This window comes from Nonomuraea cavernae (assembly GCF_040655715.1).
GTDB lineage: Bacteria > Actinomycetota > Actinomycetes > Streptosporangiales > Streptosporangiaceae > Nonomuraea > Nonomuraea cavernae_A.
This window is the reverse complement of sequence record NZ_JBFAKL010000034.1, coordinates 26,008-45,144: the sequence shown is the minus strand read 5'-3', so window position 1 is coordinate 45,144 and position 19,137 is coordinate 26,008. Positions and strand designations below refer to the sequence as shown.

Sequence of the window (19,137 nt, the reverse complement as noted above, 5' to 3'; positions counted from 1 at the left end):
AGGACCCGTGGTCACTGGTCGTGCAGGCCGAGCTGGCGGGCGGCCTGGATGGCCAGCCAGACCTCGGCGAAGGCGGCGCTGGAGGTCAGGTCGCGGCCCGTCAGGAGGGTGAAACGGCGCAGCCGGTAGGCCAGCGTGTTGGGGTGGATGTGGAGCGCGGCGGCGGCCTCGTCGGTGCGGCGGTTCCGTTCCATCCAGGTGCGCGCCGAGCCGAGCAGCTGGGAGTCGTGGGCCTCGTCGTAGGCCAGCACCTCGCCGAGGACGTGCTCGACCAGGGCGGTGAGCGTCGCGGGGTCGTCGGGCAGCCACCTGCCCGTGGTGTCGTCGCCGTAGTGGACCAGGGTCCGGCCTGACTCGGCGGCCCGGCCGGCGGCCCAGACCGCCTCGCGCTGGGCGACCAAGGTCGGCTCGCCCGGCGCGAAGGGGCGGCTCATCCCGGCGTGGACGTCCGGCAGGGTGGCGACGGCGGCGCCGAGTGTGGCCGGGCCGAGGACGTAGTGGTCGTCGCCGCGCCGCAGCATCAGGTGCGGACGGTCGTCCAGCGCACGGCGCAGGGCCGCGCCGTCGGCGTCGCGCACCACCAGCAGCACGGCGTCGCCGTCGAGGGGCAGGCCCAGCCGGGCCAGCCGGCGGCGGGCCGTGGACGGGGCGAGCACGTCCTGGAGCAGCTCGGCCAGCGTCTCCGCGCCCTCGCGGCGCAGGGTCTCGCGCTCGTTGCGGGCCATGGCGACCTGCAGGGCGGCCACGGTGGCGATGTGCTGGACCACCGCCAGCCCGGCGGGCCGGGCGCCCTCACGTTCGAACGCCACCAGGAAGCCCGCCGGACCTCCGGGGGCGGGCACGGGCAGCACGAAGCCGCCGGGGATCGTCGGCGGCGCGTCGGGCTCCGAGGGCAGCACGTCGACCGACGGCGTCGGGACACCGGGCAGCAGCGCGCGGCCCTGCGGAGTGCACAGATAGACGTCGTAGCCGGACAGCCGTTCCAGCCGCCTGAACAGCGTCGCCGTGTCGAGGTCCTCGGCCGCCAGCCAGCGCAGCGCGCCGAACACCTGGAGCTGCGCGCCCAGCCGGTGCCGGGCGTCCTCCTGCACGGCCGCCGCGACCTCCTGCGCGATCGCGATGAACGGCACGGCCAGCGGCACCTCCAGCAGCGGCATCCCGCGCTCCTCGGCGACGTCGAACAACGCCCGGTGCAGGGGCGGCACGTGCAGCTGCGCGGACAGGGCCAGCGCCGACACCCCGGCGTCGTCCAGCCGTTCGAGGTAGGCCCGCTGCGCGGCCGCGGTGCGCGGCACGCCGATGCCCGTCGTCATGATCACTTCTGCGCCCAGCAGCCAGGGGGTCGGGTCGTCGAGCTCGCTCACGTGCGCCCAGGACACGGATCGTCCGAGCCCGGCCTCACCCGCGAGCAGGCGGAGCTGGAGGGCGGGGGAGCGGAGCAGGTCCTCGACCGTCAGTTTGTGGTCAGCCACAACACACACCGTAGTACTTTGTTTACGGAACAATTGTCGCAGGTCAGAGGCTTGACGAAACTTCGAGCATGAGAAAAGGTCCCGTCGACTCAGCCCGGGTCCCCCGCTTCGCCGGGCCCGCCACGTTCGCCCGGTTGCCCCGGCTGGACGAGGTGGGACAGGCGGACGTGGCCGTCGTGGGCGTGCCGTTCGACAGCGGTGTGTCCTACCGGCCGGGCGCCCGGTTCGGTCCCTCGGCGGTCCGGGAGTCGTCCCGGCTGCTCCGCCCCTACCACCCCGGTCTCGACGTCTCGCCGTTCGAGCGCGTGCAGGTCGCCGACGCGGGCGACATCGTGGCCAACCCGTTCGACATCCCCGAGGCCATCGAGATGATCGAGGCCGCCGCCGGCTCGATGGACGCGCGGCTGGTCACCATCGGCGGCGACCACACGATCGCGCTGCCCCTGCTGCGCGCGGTGGCCAGGCGGCACGGCCCGGTGGCGTTGCTGCACTTCGACGCCCACCTGGACACCTGGGACACCTACTTCGGCGCCGAATACACCCACGGCACCCCGTTCAGGCGGGCCGTCGAGGAGGGCATCCTCGACACCGAGGCGCTCAGCCACGTGGGCATCCGCGGCCCGCTCTACGGCAAGAGGGACCTGGAGGAGGACCGCAGGCTGGGGTTCGGCATCCTGACCGCCGCCGACGTGCTCCACCGCGGCGTGCGCGAGGTGGTCGACGTGCTGCGGCAGCGCATCGGTGACCGCCCGTTGTACGTGTCGGTCGACATCGACGTCCTCGACCCCGCTCACGCCCCGGGCACCGGCACTCCCGAGGCGGGCGGCCTGACCAGCCGCGAGCTGCTGGAGATCCTGCGCGGGCTGGCCGGCTGTCACCTCGTCGGCGCCGACGTGGTCGAGGTGGCTCCGGCCTACGACCACGCCGAGATCACCGCGGTCGCCGCCTCCCACGTCGCCTACGACCTCGTCAGCTTGCTGGCCCTGCAGGAGAAGCAATGAGCACCAGCATCACCGAGATCGAGACCTACGGCGTCGACCGCATCGCCGACGCGGACCGCACCGCCAGGCCGTTCGACCTGTTCAGGGTGGCCTTCGGCGGCGCCAACACCTTCGCCACCTGTGTTCTCGGCGCCTTTCCCATCCTCTTCGGGCTGTCGTTCTGGCAGGGCCTGGCCGCGACCGTGCTCGGGCTCGTGGTCGGCTCACTCATCCTGGCCCCGCTCGCGCTGTTCGGGCCGCTCAACGGCACCAACAACGCCGTCTCCTCCTCCGCCCACCTGGGCGTGCACGGCAGGGTCGTCGGCTCGTTCCTGTCGCTGCTGACCGCGATCGCGTTCTTCTCCATCTCCGTGTGGTCGTCCGGCGACGCGCTCGTCGGCGGGGCGCACCGGATGGTCGGCCTGCCGGACACCGACTTCTCGTACGGCGTCGCCTACGCGCTGTTCGCCGGGCTCGTCCTCATCGTGTGCGTGTACGGGTTCCGGTTCATGCTGTTCGTCAACAAGATCGCGGTGGCGGCGGCGTCGCTGATGTTCGTGCTGGGCGCGTTCGCGTTCGCGGGCGACTTCGACCCGTCCTACCCGGGCATGCTGGCGGCCGGAGACCCGTTGTTCTGGCCGTCGTTCATCGGGGCGGCGCTGATCGTGCTGTCCAACCCGGTGTCCTTCGGCGCCTTCCTGGGCGACTGGTCGCGCTACATCCCCGCCGCGACGCCGCGCAAGAAGGTGATGGCGGCGGCGTTCATGTCGCAGATCGCCACCTTCCTGCCGTTCTTCTTCGGCCTGTCCACCGCCTCGATCATCGCCGCGAAGGCCGCCGAGTACATGGACCCGGCCGCCCCCAACTACGTCGGCGGTCTGCTGGCCATCGCGCCGACCTGGTATTTCGTGCCTGTCTGCCTGATCGCGCTGATCGGCGGCATGTCCACCGGCACCACCTCCCTTTACGGCACCGGCCTCGACTTCTCCAGCGTCTTCCCGCGCTTCTCCCGGGTGCGGGCCACGGTGGTCATCGGCACGATGTCGATCGCGTTCATCTTCATCGGCCGCTTCGCCGCCAACCTGACGCAGAGCATCTCGACGTTCGCGACGCTGATCATCACCTGCACCGCCCCCTGGATGGTGATCATGATGATCGGCTACGTGACCCGCAGGGGCTGGTACGACCCCGACGCGCTGCAGGTGTTCAACCGCCGCCAGCGGGGCGGGCGCTACTGGTTCACTCATGGCTGGAACTGGCGTGGCCTGATCGCCTGGATGACCTCGGCCGGGCTGGCGCTGATGTTCGTCAACCTGCCGGGCCAGTTCGTCGGCCCGCTGGGCGACCTGGCCGGCGGCGTGGACATCTCGCTGCCCGTCGGCCTGGGCGTGGTCGCGGTGCTCTACCTGGCGCTGCTCGCGCTGTTCCCCGAGCCGCGTGAGGTGTACGGCCCGGCCGGGCCGCGTCTGGTGCGCGCGGTGGACACGCCCGTCCCGCCGATCGTCAGTGTGGTTCCCGAGCCCGTCGTGTGACGATGCCCGGCATGGAGCTCATCGATCTGTCGGTGCCGATCGTGACCGGGATGCCCGTCTACCCCGGGGATCCCGAGGTCACGATCGGGTCCGCGCTCACCGTCGCGCGGGACGGCGTCAACGTGCTGGGCCTGCACCTGGGCTCCCAGTCGGGCACGCACGTCGACGCGCCGTTCCACATCGACGACGCGTTGCCCACGCTCGACGAGCTCCCGCTGGAGCGCTTCGTGGGCCCGGCCGTGGTGGTGGACGCTCGCGGGCTGGAGCCGCGTTCGGCCATCGGGCCGTCGGTGTTCGAGGAGGTGTTCGAGGAGGTGTCCGGGCAGGTGTCCGGAGAGGTGTCCGGGCAGGTGCGGGCCGCCTCGATCGTGCTGGTGGCCACCGGCTGGTCGGCGCACTGGGGCACCGACGCCTACCTGGCGCACCCGTACCTGACCGAGGAGGCGGCCGCGCTCCTGGTCGGGAGGGGCGTGCGGACCGTGGGGATCGACGCGCTGAGCGTCGACCCCACTCCGGCGCCGGACCTTCCGGCGCATCGCGTGCTGTGCGGCGCCCACGCCGTCATCGCCGAGAACCTGACCGGTCTCGACCGCCTGCTCCGCGCGCAGGCGGACGGCCTGTCAGTGGAGGTGTCGATGCTGCCGATCCGGCTCGGCGGTGCCGACGGCGCGCCCGTGCGCGCGGTGGCCCGGTTGACGGGCCAGGCTCAGCGGGTGCCCCAGGAGTAGGTCTGCTTGCGCAGCTTCAGGTAGACGAACGACTCGGTCGCTCGGACGGCGGGGATGTCGCGGATCTTGCTGAGGATCTCCAGCAGATGCCGGTCGCCCTCGCAGACCACCTCGACGATCAGGTCGAACGAGCCGGCCGTGAGCACGACGTAGTCGATCTCGTCGATGGCGGCCAGTTCGTCGGCCACCGTCTCCAGGTTGCCCTCGCAGTTGACGCCGATCATCGCCTGCCGTGGGAAGCCGAGGGTGAGCGGGTCGGTGACGGCGACGATCTGCATGACCCCGGCGTCCTGTAACCGCTGGACCCGCTGCCGGACCGCCGCCTCGGAGAGGCCGACGGCCTTGCCGATCGCCGCGTAGGGCATCCGTCCGTCGCTCTGGAGTTGCTCGATGATCTGCTTGGACAGCTCGTCCAGCACGACCGCCGGTCCGGGGACCGCGTCGCTGCTTCGGCGTACGCGCGGCGGCGTCGACATCGTGGGGCTCCTCCTAGCGGTCCAGCATTACGGGAAGGTTCCCGCTGCACTGCCGTCCTGGTGCGACATGCTGTCAGCTCTCAACAGTCTGTCAAGCGATTTCGTAGCAATTTGGTATATTCACCACGAAATCCCTTGTCTAGATGCAAACACTCTGTCAGAGTCGCCACAACTCAGCCACCTCACGAGGAGGTCATCCATGACCGAGCTTGCCGAGGTCATCGATAGATACAGCACCTCGGTCATGCGACCGATGAAGGAGGGCGCATGACCACCCGTCTGCAGAACTTCATCAACGGTGAGCTCGTGGACGCCAGGAGCGGCCGATACTCCGACGTCGTCGATCCCTGCACCGGCGAGGTCTACCTCCAGGCCCCGATCTCCGGAGCCGAGGACATCGACGCCGCCTACGCCGCCGCGGCCGCCGCGTTCGAGTCATGGGGACGTACCACCCCGGGTGAGCGGGCCAACCTGCTGCTCAAGGTCGCCGACGCGATCGACGCGCGGGCCGACGAGATCAACGAGGCCGAGTGCCTCAACACCGGCAAGCCGCGCGCCCGGATGGCCGAGGACGAGACCCCTGTCGCCTCCGACCACTTCCGCTTCTTCGCCGGCGCCGCCCGCACGCTGGAGGGGCCGACGGCCGGGGAGTTCCTCGCCGAGCACACCAGCGTCATCCGGCACGAGCCGGTCGGCGTGATCGGCCAGGTCACGCCGTGGAACTACCCGATGATGATGGCGGTCTGGAAGATCGCCCCGGCCCTGGCCGCGGGCAACACGATCGTGCTCAAGCCGTCCGACACCACCCCGGCCTCCACGCTCAAGCTGGCCGAGATCGTCGGCAGCGTGCTGCCCCCCGGCGTCTTCAACGTCGTCACCGGCGACCGCGAGTCCGGCGCGCTGGTCGTGAGCCACCCGACGGCCGCGATGGTGGCGATCACCGGCTCGGTCGGCGCGGGCATGTCGGTCGCCAAGAGCGCCGCCGACGACCTCAAGCGGGTCCACCTGGAGCTCGGCGGCAAGGCGCCCGTCGTGGTCTTCGAGGACGTCAAGGACCTGGGCAGGGCCGCCGCGGACATCGCCACCGCCGGCCTCTACAACGCCGGCCAGGACTGCACCGCCGCCTGCCGCGTGCTCGTGCAGGAGAGCGTCCACGACGAGTTCGTCGCCGCGCTCACCGAGGCCGCCGCCGGCACCGTGACCGGCGACCTGTCCAACGAGGACGCCCTGTACGGCCCGCTCAACAACGAGAACCAGCTGACCAGGGTCCAGGGCTTCATCGACCGGGCTCCGGCGCACGCCAAGGTGCTCACCGGCGGCCACCGGGTCGGCGACAAGGGCTACTTCTTCGCCCCCACCGTCGTCGACGGCCTGAAGCAGGACGACGAGATGGTGCAGAACGAGGTCTTCGGCCCCGTCATCACCGTCCAGACGTTCACCGACGAGGCCGACGCGCTGGCCAAGGCCAACGACGTCAAGTACGGCCTGAGCGGCTCGGTCTGGACCTCTGACCACGGCCGCGCCATGCGGATGTCCAACCGGCTCGACTTCGGCGTGGTCTGGGTCAACACACACATCCCGTTCGTCTCGGAGATGCCGCACGGCGGATTCAAGCACTCGGGCTACGGCAAGGACCTCTCGGTGTTCGGTCTGCATGACTACACCCGGGTCAAGCACGTCATGCACTACATCGGCGAATAACTCGCGAAGGACAGTTCCTGGAAATGACCGAACTGAATGCGATAGCGCTCGAGGGCGTCGTCAAGGAGTACCTCTCGCACGGTGAGGTCGTCCAGGCGGTGAAGGGCATCACCCTGGACATCGCCGAGGGGGAGTTCTTCTCCCTCCTCGGCCCGTCCGGGTGCGGCAAGACCACGACGATGCGGATGATCGCCGGCTTCGAGGAGCCCTCGAAGGGCGTGGTCAGGCTGCACGGCCAGGACGTCACGAACGTGCCGCCGAACAAGCGCGACGTCAACATGGTCTTCCAGTCCTACGCGCTGTTCCCGCACATGAGCGTCTGGGACAACGTGGCGTTCGGCCTCAAGCAGCGGAAGACGCCGCAGGCCGAGATCAAGCAGCGGGTCGGCGAGATCCTGGAGATCGTCGACCTCGTCGGCCGGGAGAAGCGCCGGCCCCGCGAGATGTCGGGCGGCCAGCAGCAGCGGGTCGCGCTGGCCCGCGCCCTGGTCAACCGGCCGCGGGCGCTCCTGCTCGACGAACCGCTCGGCGCGCTCGACCTCAAGCTCCGCCAGGCGATGCAGATCGAGCTGAAGCGGATCCAGCGCGAGGTCGGCATCACCTTCGTGTACGTCACGCACGACCAGAGCGAGGCGCTGACGATGAGCGACCGGATCGCCGTCATGAACGACGGCCTGGTCGAGCAGCTCGCCGGGCCCCGCGAGATCTACGAGCGCCCGGCCACGGCGTTCGTCGCGGGTTTCATCGGCACCTCCAATCTGCTGGCCGGCACCGCGACCGGCGGCACGCTGGAGCTCGGCGGCGGCAAGGTCCTGGTGCCGGACCTGGACGGCCCGGTCACGGTGACCGTCCGGCCGGAGAAGATCACGATCTCCACCGACAAGCCCGGCGGCGACGTGAGCGTCGTTCCGGGGACCGTGGCCGAGGTGGTCTACCTGGGGACCTACAACAGCTACGCCGTGAGTCTCGCGGACGGGGCCGAGGTCACGGTGTTCCAGCAGAACGCGCACGACTCGACGACCACCGCGGAGCGGGGCGACTCCGTCTGGCTGTCGTGGCAGGCGCGGCACTCATACGCGATAGGAAGTTGACAGCACCTCATGGATCCTCTGCACAACCCCGCCCTGCTCAGGGGCGTCACCCAGCCCCGTACTCGTCGTGAGGCGTTCCGGATCGCCGGCCTGTCGGCCGCGGCCCTCGCTCTGGCCGCCTGCGGCGTCCAGGGCCAGAAGGCGGCGCCGCCCAAGGCAGACGCGGTCAAGGACTTCTGGTCGAAGCAGACCAAGCACGGCAAGGTGGTGTTCGCCAACTGGCCGGAGTACATGCCCGAGGACAAGGCTCCGCTGGAGGCCTTCGCCAAGGCCACCGGGATCTCCTACGAGTACAAGGAGGTCATCAACGAGAACGCCGAGTTCTTCGGCAAGGCCGACCCGGTGCTCCGGGCCGGGCAGTCGCTGGGCTACGACATCGTCGTGATGACCAACGGCGTGCAGCTCCAGCACATGTTCGAGCTGGGCTACGCGACGGCGCTCGACCACTCGCAGCTGCCGAACTTCGCGGCCAACGCGGGCGCCAAGTACAAGGAGCGGTCGTACGACCCGGGCAACACCTACACGCTTCCCTACATGTCCGGGATAACGGGCATCGCGTACAACACCAAGTACGTCAAGGACGACATCACCAGCATCGAGGCCCTCTTCGATCCGAAGTACAAGGGCCGGGTCGGCATGATGGCCGATGCCCAGGAGATCGCCAACTTCGGGATGTTCGCCCTCGGCATCGACCCGGAGAAGTCCACCGAGGCCGACTGGCAGAAGGCCGGGGAGAAGCTCAAGGCCCAGCGCGACAACGGAATCGTGCGGAAATATTACGATCAATCGTACATTGATGCCGTTTCCAAGGGCGACGTCTGGCTGACCATGGCCTGGTCGGGCGACGTCTTCCAGCGCCAGCTCGCCGGTGAGCCGGTCAAGTTCGTGGTGCCCCAGGAGGGCGGCACGATCTGGACCGACAACATGCTCATCCCCAAGGGCGCCGCCAACCCCGTTGACGCGCTCATCCTCATGGACTACCTCTACCAGCCGGCCGTCGCCGCCGAGCTCGATGAGTTCGTCCAGTTCGTCACGCCGGTCCCGGCGGTGCAGGACCTGCTCAAGGAGAAGCTCGCGACGGCCGAGGGCGAGGACAAGAAGGCCCTTGAGGCCCTGGTCGCCAGCCCCCTGGTGTTCCCGACCGAGGCCGACTACGCCAAGCTGCGCAGCTACACGCCGCTCACCACGGCGCAGGAGCAGGTCTTCAACCCGATCTTCCAGTCGATCACGCAGGCCTAGCCGATGCGGCGCCTGACCCCCTACCTCCTGGCACTGCCGAGCTGGATGTGGCTGTCGATCTTCCTGGTGGTGCCGCTGGCCGCGATGGCCTCGGTGTCGCTGCAGACCGGCAACGCCATCGACGGCTTCGCGATGACGTTCAGCTTCTCCAACTACGCCGACGCGCTGAGCACGTACAGTCCGCAGCTCTTCCGCTCACTCGGGTACGGCGCGCTCGCGACGGTGGCGATGCTGCTGATCGGCTATCCGGTGGCCTACTGGATCGCCTTCAAGGGTGGCCGCCGCAAGTCGGTCTACCTGTTCCTGCTGCTGCTGCCGTTCTTCGTGTCGTTCGTGCTGCGGACCATCTCGTGGGGGTTCCTGCTGTCCGACGACGGGATCCTGCTCGGCACGCTGAAGAGCTGGGGCCTGCTGCCCACCGGCTTCCACGTGCTGGCCACCACGTTCGCCGTGGTCGCCGGGCTGACCTACAACTGGCTGCCGTTCATGATCCTGCCGATCTACGTCTCGCTGGAGCGGGTCGATCCGCGGACCGTGGAGGCGGCCCAGGACCTGTACGCCTCGCGGGCGGCGGCCTTCCGCCGGGTGGTGCTCCCGCTGTCGCTGCCGGGGGTGTTCGCCGGAGTGCTGATGACGTTCGTGCCCGCCACGGCCGACCCGGTCAACGCCCAGGTGCTCGGCGGCACGGGCAACACCATGATCGGCAACATCATCCAGACCGAGTATCTGACCAACCTCGACTACCCGACGGCCTCGGCGCTGTCGTTCACGCTCATGGCCATGCTGCTGGTGGGGATCTTCGTCTACGCCAAGGCACTCGGCACCGAGAACGTCCTTGAGGCGGCGGCCCGATGAGGAGCAGAGGCGGCAGGGTCGGCGACCGGCTGCTGCACGTCTACACCTGGCTGGTGATCATCTGGCTGTCCTCGCCGATCGCGGTCATGATCATGTTCGGCTTCAACGACACGCCGAGCAAGTCCAACACCAGCTGGCACGGCTTCACCCTCAAGTGGTACCAGCAGCTCTTCGAGATCTCCGACCTGACCACGGCGCTGCGCAACTCGATCTACATCGCGTTGATCAGCACGATCATCACGGTCGTGATCGGCACCATGCTGGGGCTGGCGCTCGGCAAGCACCGCTTCCGGGGGCAGGGGGCGACCAACTTCCTGGTCTTCGCCGCCATCTCCACCCCCGAACTGGTCATGGGCGCGTCGCTGCTGTCGCTGTTCGTCTCGGCCAACCTGCCGCGTGACGCCATCACCATCACGATCGCGCACGTGCTGTTCTCGCTCTCCTTCGTCACGGTCACCGTGCGGGCGCGGGTCGTCACGCTCGACCCGTCGATGGAGGAGGCGGCCAGGGACCTCGGGGCGACCACGTGGGGAACGTTCAGGCAGGTCACGCTGCCGGCCATCCTGCCGGGCGTGCTGGCGGGCGCGATGCTGGCGTTCGCGTTGTCGATCGACGACTACGTGGTCACCAGCTTCGTCAACGGCTCGACCCTCACCTTCCCGCTGTGGATCGTCGGGTCGGTGAAGACGGGCATCCCGCCGCAGGTCAACGTCATGGGTACGTTGATCTTCGGCCTGGGCGTGCTCATCGCGATCGGCAACGCGGTCGCGGCTCGCCGCCGCACCTGAGACCATGCGTCGTGATCCCCTCGCGATGGCGGGGGGATCGGCGTTCTCCGCTACAGAAACGGTTCTCCGGTAGAGAAACAGTTCTCCGAAAAAGAACAGGGAGGCGAGATCGGAGCTCGGCGGGGGGAACCCGCGCGTGATCACCATTCTGAGAAGATCCCGCAATTTTAAGATCATATATTTCGTAGGGAAGTGGGATTTGTGGATCCGCTGAAGGCTCTTGCTGACGCGGAGCGCAAGCCGTACTGGCTGGACAATCCGGCCAGGCCCGAGCCGCGACCGCGGCTCGACGGCGACACCGACGCCGACCTGGTCGTCGTCGGCGGAGGCTTCTCGGGGCTGTGGGCCGCCCTGATGGCCAAGGAACGTGACCCCTCGCAGGACGTCGTCCTGCTCGAAGGACGCCGCATCGGCTGGGCGGCCTCCGGCCGCAACGGCGGGTTCTGCATGGCGACCCTCACCCACGGGCTGCTCAACGGGCTGGAGCGCTGGCCGGACGAGATCGACCGGCTCGAACGCATGGGCGTCGAGAACCTCGACGAGATCGAGCGGACCCTCCAGCGCTACGGCGTCGACTGCTCGTTCGAACGCACCGGCGAGCTCAACGTCGCCACCGAGCCCTGGCAACTGGAGGCGCTGCACGAGCACCTCGACGTCGTCTCCGAGCTGGGCCTCGACCATGTGCCGCTGGACCGCGACCAGCTCCGGGCCGAGATCGACTCGCCGACCTACCTCGGCGGCTTCTGGGATCGCCGCGGCTGCGCCATGGTCGACCCGGCCCGCCTGGCGTGGGGGCTGCGCGAGGTGTGCCTGCGGCTCGGCGTACGGGTCTACGAGCGCAGCCCGGTCCGCTCGATGGCCGACGACGGCACGACGATCAGCCTGCGCACCCCGCACGGCGTGGCCACCGGCCGCCGGGTGGCCCTGGCCACCGGGGTGTTCCCGCCGCTGCTGCGCCGGCTCAAGCACTTCGTGGTGCCGGTGTACGACTACGCGCTGATGACGGAGCCGCTGTCGCAGGGGCAGCTCGACGAGGTGGGCTGGCGCAACCGGCAGGGCGTCGGCGACGCGGCCAACCAGTTCCACTACTACCGGCTGACCGACGACAACCGCGTGCTGTGGGGCGGCTACGACGCCGTCTACTACAACGGCGGCCTGGTCAAGCCCGAGTACGACCAGCGCGACGAGACCTTCGTCAAGCTGGCCGAGCACTTCGCCACCACGTTCCCGCAACTGGCGGAGGTGCGGTTCACGCACCGCTGGGGCGGCGTGATCGACACCTGCAGCCGGTTCAGCGCCTTCTACGGCCAGGCGCACGGCGGGCGCCTGGCCTACGCGGTCGGCTACACCGGCATGGGCGTGGGCGCCACCCGGTTCGGCGCCAACGTGATGCTCGACCTGCTCGCGGGCGAGCGTACGGAGCGCACCGAGCTGCGCATGGTGAAGGAGAAGCCGGTCCCGTTCCCGCCGGAGCCGGTGCGGTCCGGGGTGATCCAGTTCACCCGGTGGTCGATCGCCCAGGCCGACCGGCACCAGGGCAGGCGCAACCTCTGGCTGCGCACGCTCGACCGGATGGGGCTGGGGTTCGACTCCTGACGGGCGCGGCGGCCGGGCCACGCCCGGCCGCCGCGGCCTTCAGACTGATGGCATGAGAATCGACTTCGAGGCCGGCGGGGTCACGCTGGCCGGCGACCTGCGCCTGCCCGAGGGAGCGGGGCCGCGTCCGGCGCTGGTGTTCACCGGGCCGTTCACGGGAGTGCGCGACCAGGTCTGCGGGCTGTACGCCGAGCGGCTGACCGGGGAGGGTTACGTCACCCTGGCCTTCGACCATCGCAACTGGGGTGAGTCGGGCGGCGAGCCGCGACGGCACGAGGATCCGCAGGGCAAGCTGCACGACCTGCGGGCCGCGGTGTCGTTCCTGCGGTCACGGCCGGAGGTCGACGGGGAGCGGATCGGGATCGTCGGGATCTGCCTGGGCGCCGGATATGCCCTGAAATTTGCGGCTTTCGAGCCTCGGGTGAAGGTGTTCGCCGGCATCGCCGGGGCCTACAACAACCCCTACACGATGCGGGCCGGCATGGACTACCAGGCCGCGCTGGCCGATCTCGGCGAGGTGCTGGAGCGCCAGGACCAGGGCGGCCCGGTCGAGTACGTTCGCGCCGTGGCCGAGGAGGGAGAGGCCGCCATGCCGGGCGACGAGCCGTACGCCTACTACGGCACCGAGCGCGGCGCCTCCCCGCACTGGGCGAACGAGGTCACCCGGGCCGGCCTGCGCGAGCTGATCACTTTGGACAACATGATGGGCGCCGACTTCCTGTCACCCAGACCGGCGCTGATCGTGCACGGCGTGATCGACCGGTTCTGCTCTCCGGAGGGCGCCGAGGAGGCGTACCGGCGGCTGGACGAGCCGAAGCGGATCGTCTGGATCGACGCCAAGCGGCACACCGACCTCTACGACGCCGAGCCGTACGTCACCCAGGCGGTCGAGGCGACCGCAGGCTTCCTGCGCGAGCACCTGTGACGGGCAATGGCCGGTCGGTTTTGCAATAAAATAGGCTTTTGTCGCGTTTGATGGCTCGAACGCATTGATAGACCGCTCGGCGGCCGACCTGTGTCGGTATCACCCCGGTCGAAGCCCACCTGACGGGTGCGCTCCTCCGGGAAGGCTCCGTCTTGACCTGGACGGAGACCCTTGAAGTCCTACCTGAACGTGCTGGCCACCCCCGGCGCGTGGCGCTTCCTGCTGCCCGCGCTCGTGGCGCGACTGCCGTTCGCGATGCTGCAGCTCGGCATCCTGCTCCTGGTGGAGTGGGCCACCGGCTCGTACGGCGCGGCCGGCGTCGCCGCCGCGGCCGCCGCGGTCTCGCAGGCGATCGTCGGACCGCAGACCGGACGCCTGGCCGACCGGCACGGCCAGGCCAGGCTGCTGGTGCCGCAGCTCGTCCTGCACGGCCTCGCCCTCGGCACGCTGCTGGCGCTGGCCACCGCCCAGGCGCCCATCCCGCTGCTCGTGGTCACCGCGGCGCTGGCCGGAGCCTCGGTGCCGCAGGTGGGGGCGATGGTCAGAGCCCGCTGGGCGCACCGGCTGGGCGGCACGGCTCAGCTGAACACCGCGTTCGCGGTCGAGTCCATCACCGACGAGCTGATGTTCACACTGGCCCCCGTGCTGCTCGTGCTGCTGTCCACCGGATACTCGCCGGTCGTCGCGCTGCTCGTGGCCCTGGTGCTGGTCGTCGTGGGCACCGCCGTGTTCGCGGGCGTCCGGACCGGCAGGCCCGAGCCGAGGCCGGTCCGCGCCGGCTCGGCCGGGGGAGTGCTCCGGCTGCGCGGCGTGATGCCACTGGCGACCGCCTTCCTGGCGATGGGCTCGGTCTTCGGCAGCCTCCAGGTGGGCGTCACCTCGCTCACCGCCGCGCTCGGCGCGCCCGCCTCGGCGGGCGCGATCTACGGCACCTTCTCGGGCGCCAGCGTGCTCGGCGGCCTGCTGTACGGCGCCATCCCCTGGCGGATCTCCGCCACGGCCAGGCTCACGGCGGGCCTCGCCCTGCTCGCGGCCGCCACCAGCACCCTCACCTTCGCCGGGACCATCCCCCTCCTGTACGGCACGGCCGCCTTGGCCGGTCTGGTCATCGCCCCGGTGGTGATCACCGGCTACACCATCATCGACGGCCTCGTCCCCGAGGAGGTCCGCACCGAGTCGTTCACCTGGCTGGGCGGCGCCATCGGGCTGGGCATCGCCACCGGCGCCTCGGTCGCCGGGCAACTGGTCGACCGGTTCGGTCCGTCCCTGGCCTTCGTGGTGCCGCCCCTGCTCACCGGCCTGGCGGCGCTCCTGGTGCTGGCCCGGCGGCGCAGCCTGCGGGCCGGGCCGCCGGCCGTCACGCGTGCGCCCGAGCCGGCACCTCTTCCGGGATGACCTTGGGCACGCCGCGCAGCCCGACGAACGCGAGCACCGCCACCACGACCAGCATCGCCGCCGCGCTGAGCCCGGTGACGTGCACCCCCTCGACGAACGCCACCCGTGCCGCGTGGATGAGTGGCGCGCCCTGCTCGGGAGGCAGGCTCGCGGCCACGTGCATCGCCCCGGCGATGGACTCCCGCGCCGCCTCGCCGGGGATGCCCGCAGGCACCCGCAGGCCGGCGCTGTAGGTGCTGTTCAGCACCGTGCCCAGGATCGCGATGCCGAGCGAGCCACCCAGCTCGAACGAGGTCTCCGACACCGCGGCGGCCGCGCCCGCGCGCTCCTTCGGCACCGTGGCGAGGATGGTGTCATTGTTGACGGTGAAGGCGAAGCCGATCCCCATACCACCGATGATCATGGGGATGAGCAGGACGAGATAGTCGACCTCCAGCCCGAGGGTGCTGTACCAGAGGAACGAGCCGGCGTTCATGGTCAGGCCGAGTGCCACGACGCCGTTCCGGCCGATGAAGCCGATCAGCTTGGCCGCCACGAACCCACCGACCGCCCCGCTGAGGCCGCCCGGCAGGCCCGCGAGCCCGGCCTGCAGCGGCGACCAGCCGAGCACGAGCTGGAAGTACCAGGCGAAGATCAGCGACATGGCCATCATCGTGAAGATCGCCAGCAGGTTGGTGCCGATCGACGCGCTGAACGCCCGGCGCCTGAAGAGCCGTACGTCGATGAGCGGATCGGTGAGCCGGGTCTGCCGCCACAGGAAGTACGCCAGGCAGGCCACCCCCAGCACGCCCGCCACCTGCACGTCGCCCTGCCCCAGCCCGTCGTGCGCGGCCTCCTTGATCGCGTAGATGACCGCCACGATGCCGGTGAAGGAGAGCGCCACGCTCGGCAGGTCGATGCCGCCGGCGTCGGGGTTGCGCGACTCCGGCAGCACCAGGATGCCGCCGACCAGGACCAGCGCCATGATCGGCAGGTTGATCAGGAAGACCGAGCCCCACCAGAAGTGGTCGAGCAGCAGGCCGCCGACGACCGGGCCCAGGGCGAACCCGGCGGCGTTCATCCCGCTCCAGATGCCGATCGCGGCCGTCCGTTCGCCGGGATCGGTGAAGACGTTGCGCAGGATCGACAGGGTCGACGGCATGATCATCGCGCCGGCGACGCCGAGCAGCACCCGGGCGGCGATGAGCAGCTCGGCGCTGGGGGCGTACGCGGTCACCACCGAGGCGGCGCTGAACGCGACCGCGCCGATGAGCAGCAGGCGCTTGCGGCCGATCCGGTCGCCGAGGTTGCCCATCGTGATGAGCAGGCCCGCGACCGCGAAGCCGTACACGTCGCCGATCCAGAGCAACTGCGTGGCGCTGGCGCCGAGGTCGCCGACCAGCATCGGCAGCGCGAGATGCAGGACGGTGAGGTCGAGGGAGAGCAGCAGTGTGGCCAGGCAGGCGATGACCAGACTGGCCCATTTGTTCTTCATGCCGCCACCCTCGGCGGGGCCGCTGACCGATCGCCTACCGTTCGCTGACGAGCCGCGCGAGCGCCTCCCGCCCGTCGCGGATGCGCTCGCGGATGCTGTGCACGCTGTACCAGCCGTCGGGGCAGTCGGCCTCGGCCTGCGCCAGGCTGGCACGCGCCTGTTCGACATCATGGTGCAGCATCGCCACCTCCCCCAGCCCCACCTGCGCCCACGCCATCGTGTCGCCCGAGCCTGCCCGCCGCGACAGCTCCGCGGCCCGCAGGTAGCCGGCCCGCGCGGCGGCCAGGTCACCCATGCGGCTGACCGCGTCGGCGCCGCGGCACAGGCTTTCCGCCATGTCGGGCAGCGAGCCGAGCTCCCGTGACACCTCCAGCATCTGCTCGGCCAGGGCGTGCGAGGTGGCGTAGTCGCCTTGCTCGAAGGCCAGGTCGCCGAGTCCCGCCAGCACCAGCGTGATGCCCCACCGCTCGCCGAGCTCCCTGAAGATGGCCAGCGCCCGCTCGAACTCGGATCTGGCCTCCTCGGGCTGGCCGGCATCCTGCAGCATGAAGGCCATCCCGCACGCGCTCAGCGCCCGCTGCCACGGCGGCAGGAACTCGCCCGAGCTCTTGAACAGCGCCAGCACGACCTCGATGTCACCGGGCGGCCCGGTGAACATCGACCGCATCATCGTCAGGAACTCCAACTTCCCGGGCATGTAGTCCAGAGGGGAGGCGCGCCGCAGGCCGTCCAGGGGCCCGCGCAGCGCGTCGTCCGGCTCGCCGCTCCAGGCGGCGACCAGCACGGACAGCGTGTACTCCTCCTCCAGACCCTCGGGGGCGCCGAGCGGCATCGTGGCCAGCAGCTCGTGGGCCAGGCGGGCACTGGCCTGCCGGTGCCCCCGCATCCACCAGTAGCAGGCGGCGTTGGCCAGCAGCCGCAGGCCGAGCTCGCCGCGGCCCGACTGCGCCGTCCACCGTACGGCCGCGATCACGTCGTCGCTCTCGTCGTCGAGCAGGGCCAGCCACTCCATCTGCTCGCTCCGGCGCAGGTGAGAATCGGCCTCGGCCACCAGCTCCGCGTAGTGGACGGCATGAGCCTCGCGCATCGCGTCCGTCTCGTCCGCCTCGACCAGCCGTTCGGCGCAGTACGCGCGGATCGTCTCCAGCATCCGGTAGCGGCCGTCGACCACCTCGACCAGTGACTTCTCCGCCAGCGCGAACAAGGTCTCCTCCGGCAGCCCGCAGACCCGCTCCGCCGCGGCGGGCGTCGCGCCGTTGACGAACACGGTCAGCCGGGCGGCCAGCCGCTGCTCGCTCTCGTCGAGCAGGTCCCAGCTCCACGCCACGACCGCCCGCAGCGTCTGGTGACGGGGGAGTGCGGTGCGGCTGCCACGGGCCAGCAGCCGGAACCTGTCATCCAGCCGGTCGGCCACGTCGGCCAGGGTCAGCGTGCGCAGCCGGGCCGCGGCCAGCTCGATGGCCAGCGGCAGCCCGTCGAGCGCCCGGCAGATGCTCACCACCCGGTCGGCGTTGTCCTCGCCGACCGCGAACCCCGGCCGCACGGCGGCGGCCCGGTCGGCGAACAGTCTCACGGCCGGGTAGTCGAGCGGATTCGGGGCGCCGGACGGCGGCAGCCGCAGCGGCGCCACCGGCAGGATCGACTCGCCGGTGATGCCGAGCGCCTCGCGGCTGGTCGCCAGCACCCGCAGCCCCGGGCAGGCGGCCAGCAACCGGTCGGCCAGCTCCGCGGCGGCGGCCACGACGTGCTCACAGTTGTCCAGGACCAGCAGCAGCTCGCGGCCGGCGAGCGCGGCCGTCAGGCGGGCGACCGGGTCGACCGGCGGACGCTCGGCGCCCGAGAGCAGCGCGTCATGCAGGTCGAGCGAGGCCAGCGCGGCCTTCGGCACGTCCGCGTCGTCGGTGACGGGTGCCAGCGGCACCACGCACACGTCGCCGTCGGCCCGCTCGGCCGCCTCCATGGCCAGCCGCGTCTTGCCGGCACCGCCCGCGCCGATCAGCGTGACCAGCCTGTCCCCGCGCAGCCGGGCGTCGACCTGGCCCAGCTCCTCGGAGCGGCCCACGAAGCTGGTGAGCTGGGCGCGCAGGCCCTGCCTGGACACGCCGGCCGCGGCGCTCGGTGCCCGATCGCCTCCGGCCACGGCCCCACCCGTGCCCAGTGCCGGATCGGCCCTGAGCACCGCCAGATGGGCGGCCGACAGCTCGGCGCCCGGCTTGAGGCCCAGCTCCTCGTCCAGGAGGCGCCTGGCCTCCTGGTAGACGGTCAGTGCCTCGGCCTGGCGGCCGCTGCCGTAGAGGGCGCGCATCAGCTGAGCGCGCAGCCGCTCGCGCAACGGGTGGGCGGCGGCCAGCTGCCGCAGCTCGGCCACCAGCTCGCGATGGCGGCCCAGCTCCAGATCGGCCTGGACCCGGTCCTCCGTGGCGGCCAGGCGCAGCTCCGCCAGCCCGGCCGCGGCCGCCTCGGCGAGCGGAGCATCGGTCAGCGGGCGGCCGCGCCACAATGCCAGCGCCTCACGCAACAGCGCGGCCGCGTGCCGGGCCTCGCCCGCGGCCAGTGCCCGCCGGCCCTCGCCCGCCAGCCGTTCGAACCGCCGCGCGTCGACGTCCTCCGGGTCGGCCGCCAACCGGTAGCCCGCCGGGTGGAACTCGACCCGGTCCCTGCCCAGCGCCCTGCGCAACCGCGACACCTGCGACTGCAGCGCGTTGGCCACGCCCTCGGGTGGCCGCTCGCCGTACAGGTGGTCGACGAGGTGCTCCGCGCCGACGACGCGCCCCGCGTCGAGCGCCAGCAGGGTGAGCAGCCCGCGCACCCGGGGACCGCCGAGCGAGACCGGCTCGCCGTCGTCGCCCAGGACCTTGGCCGGGCCAAGGATTTCGAAGCGCATG

Annotated in this window: 15 protein-coding genes; 11 read left to right on the top strand and 4 right to left on the bottom strand. The window is 70.7% G+C overall.

Going from position 1 to position 19,137, the window contains the following annotated elements; genetic code table 11:
- Positions 1–11: 11 nt before the first annotated feature.
- Positions 12–1,472: a PucR family transcriptional regulator gene (locus AB0I38_RS35090; RefSeq protein ID WP_358491137.1), complete on the bottom strand. Its 1,461-nt coding sequence runs from the start codon at positions 1,470–1,472 to the stop codon at positions 12–14.
- A 68-nt stretch (positions 1,473–1,540) separates the two neighbouring features.
- On the opposite strand from AB0I38_RS35090, the gene speB reads away from it, so the two are divergent.
- The 3 genes from speB to AB0I38_RS35075 are packed head-to-tail and all read left to right on the top strand — an operon-like array spanning position 1,541 to position 4,712.
- Entirely contained in the window at positions 1,541–2,473 is a 933-nt protein-coding gene (speB, locus tag AB0I38_RS35085) for an agmatinase (protein WP_358491134.1), read from the top strand.
- Positions 2,470–3,984, top strand: coding sequence for a purine-cytosine permease family protein (locus AB0I38_RS35080; protein ID WP_358491130.1), 1,515 nt, complete (start codon positions 2,470–2,472; stop codon positions 3,982–3,984). The genes speB and AB0I38_RS35080 overlap by 4 nt, the downstream gene beginning before the upstream one ends.
- Positions 3,985–3,995: 11 nt before the next feature.
- Positions 3,996–4,712: a cyclase family protein gene (locus AB0I38_RS35075; RefSeq protein WP_358491126.1), complete on the top strand. Its 717-nt coding sequence runs from the start codon at positions 3,996–3,998 to the stop codon at positions 4,710–4,712.
- On the opposite strand, the gene AB0I38_RS35070 is transcribed toward AB0I38_RS35075, so the two are convergent.
- Entirely contained in the window at positions 4,691–5,188 is a 498-nt protein-coding gene (locus tag AB0I38_RS35070; RefSeq protein ID WP_358491123.1) for an Lrp/AsnC family transcriptional regulator, read from the bottom strand. The two genes, AB0I38_RS35075 and AB0I38_RS35070, sit on opposite strands and share 22 nt — an antisense overlap.
- A 267-nt stretch (positions 5,189–5,455) precedes the next feature.
- On the opposite strand from AB0I38_RS35070, the gene AB0I38_RS35065 reads away from it, so the two are divergent.
- The 8 genes from AB0I38_RS35065 to AB0I38_RS35030 all read left to right on the top strand — a co-directional run bounded on the left by AB0I38_RS35065 (position 5,456) and on the right by AB0I38_RS35030 (position 14,778).
- A complete protein-coding gene (locus tag AB0I38_RS35065) occupies positions 5,456–6,889 on the top strand; it encodes a gamma-aminobutyraldehyde dehydrogenase (RefSeq protein ID WP_358491119.1) in 1,434 nt (477 codons plus the stop codon).
- A 23-nt stretch (positions 6,890–6,912) separates the two neighbouring features.
- On the top strand, positions 6,913–7,980 hold the full coding sequence (locus AB0I38_RS35060; protein WP_358491114.1) for an ABC transporter ATP-binding protein: 1,068 nt from the start codon (positions 6,913–6,915) through the stop codon (positions 7,978–7,980).
- Between the two features lie 9 nt (positions 7,981–7,989).
- Positions 7,990–9,219, top strand: a complete 1,230-nt coding sequence (locus tag AB0I38_RS35055; RefSeq protein ID WP_358491108.1) for a polyamine ABC transporter substrate-binding protein — start codon at positions 7,990–7,992, stop codon at positions 9,217–9,219.
- Positions 9,220–9,222: 3 nt separating this feature from the next.
- Positions 9,223–10,074: an ABC transporter permease gene (locus tag AB0I38_RS35050; protein ID WP_358491103.1), complete on the top strand. Its 852-nt coding sequence runs from the start codon at positions 9,223–9,225 to the stop codon at positions 10,072–10,074.
- Positions 10,071–10,862, top strand: a complete 792-nt coding sequence (locus AB0I38_RS35045) for an ABC transporter permease (RefSeq protein ID WP_358491094.1) — start codon at positions 10,071–10,073, stop codon at positions 10,860–10,862. Before AB0I38_RS35050 ends, AB0I38_RS35045 begins: the two co-directional genes overlap by 4 nt.
- A 201-nt stretch (positions 10,863–11,063) precedes the next feature.
- Complete coding sequence (locus AB0I38_RS35040) at positions 11,064–12,458, top strand: NAD(P)/FAD-dependent oxidoreductase (protein ID WP_358491090.1); 1,395 nt, start codon at positions 11,064–11,066, stop codon at positions 12,456–12,458.
- A 52-nt stretch (positions 12,459–12,510) separates the two neighbouring features.
- The gene (locus AB0I38_RS35035; protein WP_358491085.1) at positions 12,511–13,383 is read left to right on the top strand and encodes an alpha/beta hydrolase; all 873 of its coding nucleotides are present in this window, start codon (positions 12,511–12,513) and stop codon (positions 13,381–13,383) included.
- Positions 13,384–13,554: 171 nt separating this feature from the next.
- Positions 13,555–14,778, top strand: a complete 1,224-nt coding sequence (locus tag AB0I38_RS35030; protein ID WP_358491080.1) for an MFS transporter — start codon at positions 13,555–13,557, stop codon at positions 14,776–14,778.
- Here AB0I38_RS35030 and AB0I38_RS35025 read toward each other — a convergent pair.
- Both AB0I38_RS35025 and AB0I38_RS35020 read right to left on the bottom strand, forming a co-directional pair.
- On the bottom strand, positions 14,741–16,252 hold the full coding sequence (locus AB0I38_RS35025) for an MFS transporter (protein ID WP_358491077.1): 1,512 nt from the start codon (positions 16,250–16,252) through the stop codon (positions 14,741–14,743). The genes AB0I38_RS35030 and AB0I38_RS35025 overlap by 38 nt on opposite strands.
- A 34-nt stretch (positions 16,253–16,286) precedes the next feature.
- Positions 16,287–19,136, bottom strand: coding sequence for an AfsR/SARP family transcriptional regulator (locus AB0I38_RS35020; RefSeq protein ID WP_358491074.1), 2,850 nt, complete (start codon positions 19,134–19,136; stop codon positions 16,287–16,289).
- Between the last annotated feature and the right edge of the window lies 1 nt (position 19,137).